General features: G+C 38.2%; 2 protein-coding genes. Both read left to right on the forward strand.

Translation table 11 applies throughout. From position 1 onward, the window contains the following. Positions 1 to 295: 295 nt before the first annotated feature. On the forward strand, positions 296 to 4,594 hold the full coding sequence (locus tag P9M13_03845) for an NAD-dependent epimerase/dehydratase family protein (protein ID MDP8262418.1): 4,299 nt from the start codon (positions 296 to 298) through the stop codon (positions 4,592 to 4,594). Between the two features lie 142 nt (positions 4,595 to 4,736). Further along, complete coding sequence (locus P9M13_03850) at positions 4,737 to 7,262, forward strand: phosphotransferase (protein MDP8262419.1); 2,526 nt, start codon at positions 4,737 to 4,739, stop codon at positions 7,260 to 7,262. The last annotated feature ends 230 nt before the right edge of the window (positions 7,263 to 7,492 follow it).

Genomic DNA, 7,492 nt, shown 5'->3' on the forward strand with positions numbered 1-7,492 from the left:
TCTAGCCGGTGCCTCCTATGTATTAGCATTCTGTAATTTAAGTTGCACTACCTTTTTGTCTCTGAATCTTGAACTCTTATCCCTGCAAAGAAATACGCAAAAAATCCCCTTGATTCTTCAAAGCTGGTGAGGCAATTCGGGCTCTTGACAAAACCGATTTTATAGTGTACAATACGGGCAATATAATGTTTGTAGAGAATGCTATAAGTGATGTGTCTTTGTGTCTAACCCTAAAAGGATTAGATAGAAGGATGTACTACATTTTCTATAAATGAAATGAATTTTGAGAGAGAGAATGAAAAGTAAAGTAATACACAAAAAGTTATTCATAAAGATTATTGCTCTTGCGGTAACGATTGTATTCCTCTGCCAAAACATTGTGTGGGCAATGCCTAATTTTTTTACAAGCGCTGAGTGGCGAGTTACAAGTAATAAACTTGCCCCGCCGTCTGATGAGAAAAACAAATATAAAGACGAAATTAAAGCTTGTGAAGCCATTCAGTATCAGGGCAAAAAAACCGATGCCAAAACATCTGAGCCTGAGAAAGAAGCAAAATTTGCTGAAGATGGCAAGAAAGAAGATTTAGTCGCTCAACTTCTTCCTTTAACAGAGGAAGATCTTCAAAATACTGTATTACGCCCATTAATTGCTCATCCTGATATAGATTTTATACAAACTAAATTTGAAAAATTAAAAAAATCAGTAAAAGGTACTCCTTATGAAAAGATTCTTTGGCATAACACGAACGTATCCTCATTTGACGGAATAAAAGATAAAGGACTAATAAGAGAAGAATATAGCGAAAAAATATATTTTCAATATTACAACTTTGTTGAAGAAGAATATCAGATAGGAATGCTCAATGAGTTAGCAATAGCAGTGTTAGAGGATAACGGTACATATGGAAGTTTTACAATGCCTACACATGGTGTAGTTATTTTTCCATCAGATAAATCCGATTTAACATTGGGACTATCTGTAAGGCATATAGCATATGGAGGAAAAGATATTGATAAAAAACATTTTAGATATATCGATTTGAGTGTTCCAAGAGAAGATGTGGATAACTTTGTAGAAGAATATCTAAAACACCATCCAGATTTAGAAGATCTTTATTCGCAGAGAGAATATTTGGGGATTTTATATCTGAAAACAGTTTGGCTTGATAGATTGACTGCTTTTTTTGAAGCTGCCAAAGCCGAAGATGCTAAAGTGCCTACTGGATATGAAAAGTTTCCTTCAACTTCTACCTTTATTATTCGTAACGAAGATTTAAATATCGAAGGGCTTAATAAAATCCGCGGAACAAAAAATGTCATCATTGTAGATAATAATCCATTCAAAGGTAAAACTAAGGAACAGATAGCGGAAGAGATGGAAAAAAATCCGTGGTTGTCTGTTATTGATCATCATGATGCGTATGACGATGGTGAGGAAAAACCTTCTTTTACAAGAATTATGGATTGGATGAAAACCCCTGAAGGACAAAAACAGTTTGCGTCTGTAAAAGATGGCAAGACGGTTGTTCTTACAAATGCCATGAACCTTGATCCGGATGCGATCTGGTCATTCTTTGCCTTCCAAAAACCCGAATTAGCTAAAGACTATAGAGAATTGATTCAGGAGTCCGATCATTTCACGGATTTTTCATTATTTGGACAGGAAACATATGATGAGAATTTTACAGTCAATAAGCTTACCGATGCTCAAAAACTTGCTTTTATTGTCCTCCAAATGATCAATGAGCAGAAGAAAGCTGTATGTACCGCAAGAGGCAAGAAACCAACGGAACTTACAAATCATGACGTTGGTAAAATAATCCAGAATATTATCAATGAACTTCCCGATATATTAGCAAACATAGAGAGCATGGAAAACGAAAATCGCTATACGGCATATTTGAAAAGAATAAAGGCCGTTAATCGGGTTGCAAAAAAACGGACAAAGAGTTTGGAAGATACCCTGGCCCTGGGGCCTATAACAGAAGATTCGCCTTTGTATGCATTGAAAGATGATGTTGTGGTTCTTGATAATGAAGGAAAGAGTCCGCTCGACGAAAATGAAATTAATGACTGGATTGCTGAAAGTGCCGGGAGGTATGTGTCAGACAAGCCTGTTGCTATATATAAGAACAGAGCAGGAAAATATGCTGTTTCTATCAGATATGGCTCTTTTGCAAGAATGAATGCCGCATATGATCTAAATCCGTTGATAAAGGCGTTGAATGCATTCAATGAAAATCTTCAGGAAGGTGCCCCACGCCAATTGTGGTATGGCAGGGCGGAGGTATTGTTTCAACTGGGAGCTCCAATAACTCTCGAGATTTTAATCGATAAGCTTGCGTCTGTATGGAACGAAGTAAAAAAGGAATCAGCGAAAGAAGGAAAAATTACCAAAGTAAAGAAGGTTAAGGCGCAGCCTGCAAATAAGAGGGATGTAGATTCGAGCATTAAATCCGGGCTAAAAATTAAGGTTGATAAATTAACACTCGGCCAATTCAGGTCGCAGGTGGAAAAAGAACCGAAAGATGTTGTGGAGATATTTCTCGCTGAGAAGCCTCTTATTATTCAACACAAGGCCAATAATAGAAGTGAGGTTATAAATGCCATAAATTCTGATGCCGATGCGATCGAGTTTGATATCCATGTAACGATTGATGGATATCCTGTGCTTATTCACGATCCGTGCATTAGAGCGATGCCAACGATATCGTTGACTCTTAAAGAATTAAAAAAGGCGGTTCCAACAATATTAACGCTTGATGAGATGCTTAAGATTGAAGGTGTAAATAATCTTGTTCTCTTGGCGCATGTCCATAAGTGGCCTGACCACTGGTGGCAAAACATAACCGGGGAAAAGAGGGTTGAGGCAGAAGATAACTACGATAAGAACGCTATGAAAATTATCAAATCCTCATTTGAAAGAAGCGGATTGATGAATAATGTCATGTTTGCGTCATTTGATGTGAAACAGTTGAAGTTAATGAAAGAGGTTTTTCCTGATCATCCACGTGTTCTTGCAACCGAAAAGATGGATAAGATTGATAAACAATCGCCTGAGCAGAAGCTTGACGCGCTTATCGACGAAGCCAATCAGGCGGGTGTTACTTATATTAGTATCGGGGCGAATTTAGACAGGCGTATGAATGAATATGTAAAGAAGGCCGGTATGAGAGTTATGGGATGCACAAACTCAGCAGCAGAACAGCGAGGTTTGTTCGAAGCCGGCGCTTGCGGTGTTATAGTTGACAATGTATCTGAAGCAAAAAAGGTATTTAATAAAGTCCGCATCGTATTGATCAAAAAAGAAATTGAGAAATCCCCAAAAAATTTTCCGAACGATATCAAAAAGCTTCAACTGCAGGGAAAATTGCCCACTATTGGCGGCGTTAAAACTGTTGACGAATTTTTGAAGGAAACGAAAGGTGAAAATATTCCGCTTGTTTTGGGAGGATCCGGTTTTATCGGGTCGCATATGGCGGATAAGTTTCTGGCAAAGGGTGAAAAGGTCGCGATTTTAGTGAGGGGATTTGATAAAGAAAGGCTCGTAAACAATCAAGAACAGTTTAATAATCCAAATTTCTATTGTGTTGGTATCGATGATATGTTCAAAGATGCGGAAGGTTTAGGAAAGATGATTGAGCATAGTTCGGTTGTCTATGATTTTGCGGCTGATGCAGGAGCAAAAGAGATCGATTATCGAAAGGTAGTCAACCTTTTTGCCGTTAACGGCCTTTTAACAGGGCTCATCTCTGAATTGGCGATGAAATATAATAAAAAGGTTGTATATGCATCGACAGGACATTTCCTGCTATTCGTGGATGATCAGGATGCTTCAGTAAACGAGCAAACCCCTCTGCCGATTAAAGGAGAGGTCAGAGATTGGATAAAACAGGCCAGGAAGGATTTTTCGGAATATTTGACTCGATATATTAGAGGCGAAGAAGTCACGTCTCCATTTGAATATGTTGATAAGTATTTGCATAGAGTAGGAAGTGAATTAGGAGATTTGCAGGGATTTTTTGGCTTAGACCAGATATATGGGATATCAAAGGTTTTAGGCGAGGAATTTGTTAAGAACTCAAACCCGGGGAATGGGGTGATTTTAAGGTTCTGTAATGTGTATGGGCCAAGATGCAGTCAAAGTGATGTTATTGGATCGGTGACAAAACGGCTTAAAGACGGCAAAGAGATATCCCCGTCGACAGACAGCCGGCAGTTTATATATGTGAGGGACCTGACCGATGCCGTTAGAAAGGCCGGAGTAAAACATTTTAATAAGAATGAGATGTTTCTCATATCTCCAACTGGCCCTGCGGTAACCATGAAAGTTCTATTAAAAGAAATAGTGAATGCGTTTTCTGGGGAAGCCCGCTCGTTTGAAGCAAAACCAAATTCGAGGGTGATAATAGCGCCGCCGTTTAATTCTTCAAAGGCGCAGGCTGTATTGGGTTTGAAGATAAGGACTGACTTGAGAAAAGGGATTAAAGAGACGGTGGAATGGTTCAAGAAAAAATATGGTTATTTTGAACCGGCTAAGCCCAATATCGAAAATCATATGAAAGGTAGTGAGCTGGCAGATAGGGCGGCGTAAAATCCCATAGGTGTTAAGTTAAGGGTATAAAAATCTCTAGGTTCTTGACAAACCCTAATTTAGCAGGTATAATGCGGTCATATATGCGCAATACAAGAATTGTGTGTTTATGTGTAGTGTATTTGTGTGAAAGGGTGTAGCTATGTGTAAAAATAGAGTGTTTTTAAAGTTGATTGGCTTCTTAGTATTGTGGATTTTTCTGCTTCAGCAGATTGGATGGACAGACTTCTCTCGGTATACCCTTGCCCCTAAGTTTGATCGCCATACTCTTGAAGATATGAAAGAAGAAGCTGACGAGAGACTTGCGCAGATGTCATTCATTTTATCCGAATCCGACAAACGTGCGATTGAGAAGCTGAATAAATTACTTGGTGGTGTCAGGGCTATGAACACAAAAAAGGGTTTTTTTGCTGCGGATGAAAAAAGAATCAAAAGAACGCATTATTTAATTTCCCAGTTATCCAGGATACTGAAACAATATTATGACATTGATTATAAGATTGACGACACCGCTTCGAATGTGGATTTTCTGGTGCAGGGCAGTTCGACATCAATAATACCTATTATGTTGACTTTGACAAACGGCCAGAGGTATGTTTTGAAAGGATGCGGTCCGGAACTCTACAAGAACACTCCGGAAGATATTAAATTTATTATCAGCACTCAGAATGAGATGAGAAGATGTAGATTTCCTGTCCCTGAGCTTAAAAAGACAAATTCGCAAAATGGCAATCCGCTTGATTATACTATTAAGTTTATGGGAAGGTATTGGATGTTGGAAGAATTCAGAAGTGAGGGTGAATATAAAGAAGAATTTCGCTGGCAACCTGACAAAGTTGATAGTGTCCTTCGTCTTGCAGCCCAGATCCAAAATAGGCTAAATCCTCGGAGACTATTTGGCAGACGTATACCTAAACGTCCTATGGTGGATTATATAACCGGCCATAAAGATATAGTTTTTAGTAAAGCTGCCCAAAACGGTCTTGGGGAAAGACAGGCTCTATTCGATCAGAACAACAAATTTATTTCTGCCCAGCACAAATTGGTTAAGGAAAATCTTAAGATACCCGAAGATGATTATGTCTTCATTCACTCTGATCTGGACACCAACGTCAGGCACGGCCCAAATGGCACTATCTCAACTATATATGATATGGCTTCAGTGAGGTATGATTATAAGCTTAGAGAGCTTAATGTGATTATTATGAATGTTTTGACAGATGATCCTGCGACGTTGTACGAAAATCTTTTGCGGTTTATGTGCGTATATCAAAGAGAGCTGGATCCGGATAAAAAACTTTCAAACAAAGAACTCACTTTTTTTATTAAATATGGTCTTAGGAGTTTTTTTCTGATAGACGCATATTTGTATGCCTTTGGTTCTAGAGAGATCGATTATGCAAGTGCTGTGAAGGTATTGGATTCATTCAAGATGTATGCGAATTTATTCGACACGGATAAAAAGATCGCACAATTTATCGATCAAATCAATAAGGTTCAAATCTTAGCACAAGTACCCAAAAAAGTTGCAGAAGAATTTGGCTTAGATGTACAAAATATTAGAACGATATCAGGTGGGGGTGCAATGGCTAGCAGACCGATTTTTGTTCTTTCTACTCCTGGTGGTCAAATACCAATTAAACGACTGAACGTTTTTAATGAAGAGGGAGCAAAACTTATTATACATTACATGTTGTATTTACAGAGCAACGGTATCCCGATAAAAATAATGCCTAAAAAGGGTACTGATGGGAGTAAGCTAGCGCACTATTATACAAAAGTGTTAATTAAAGAAACTGGGAAGTATGAATATTACCATATTGAACGTTGGGGGGAGGGCAGACAAATATCCCGTGCTGATGCATCAAATTTGCCGGAAACTTTAAAGGCAGTTGGCCGTATGTTGGGGAAAATTCATAAATTGTCTAGAAACTATAAGAGTCCTTACCAAAGTCACCCTAAATCTTACTCCTTTTCTAGAACGGTAGGGCGAATAGTTGATCCCGCAGAACAATGGAGACAAAAGATTAAAAATTACTTGTCAGAGAAAGAATCTGAGTTGTTGGACCGTGTAACGGAGGAGGTTCGTAATTATTGGACTTCTGAACGTTTTAACTCTTTTTTGCAACATATGATTCCATCCGACCTTAACTTTGCAAACCTTATATTTGATGAATCGGGCATTGACATTATTCAATCTATTGATTGGGACCAAATAAGGGTTGCTTGTCCGTTGGAGGACTTCTTTGCAACGCTAATTCAAACAGGCCGAAGAGAGGAAGGTCTTTATGTGGGGCCATTAAGGGATGATTTGAATATTTTTTTAGAAGGTTACAAGGAAACTGCTGGTGATATTTTTACGGATGAAGATCGTTTGAGGCTTCCTGCTTTTTTTAATACCCCGATTCTTGTTCATATGTTTTATAATGCAATATTTCTTGACGAAGCCCCTAGTCTACATGCAAAAAATCTTTCAAAAATTAAAATGCAGCTCAAAACACTAAAAGATATCCGATCTGAGTTAGGAACAATACCAGAAGCTGAAAAGGCTTTAGAATCTTACCAGTTAGAACTTACTAAATCTTCGGAAGAACCAGGACCAGCTGCAATTGACAAATCTTTAAATGAATCTCAAGATGCAGATGCTTTGTTAGGAGCTAGTTTATAATAGATTTATCCCCCACTCCCTCCCCCCAGCAATTCCGCAACAAAGTATTTTAGCTCACCATAAGTCATTCTATTTACGATATTTTAGTGGTAAACGCCTTGTATGAGCAAATTCGTATTGACGTTGAAGTATTTTATTGACATAAAAACTGATACATATATAATGTATCATATATAGGAAAGGAGGGTCTGTATGAGGAAGAGGTTAAAGATGTCGGCAGAGGAAAAGAA

The sequence above is a fragment of the Candidatus Ancaeobacter aquaticus genome, from assembly GCA_030765405.1.
In the GTDB taxonomy this organism is placed as follows: Bacteria; Auribacterota; Ancaeobacteria; order Ancaeobacterales; family Ancaeobacteraceae; genus Ancaeobacter; species Ancaeobacter aquaticus.

What these genes read in the sequence shown, in the direction of transcription:
- P9M13_03845 (MDP8262418.1), top strand. Translation starts at nt 296, where the DNA reads ATGAAAAGTAAAGTAATACACAAAAAGTTATTCATAAAGATTATTGCT.
- P9M13_03850 (MDP8262419.1), top strand. Translation starts at nt 4,737, where the DNA reads ATGTGTAAAAATAGAGTGTTTTTAAAGTTGATTGGCTTCTTAGTATTG.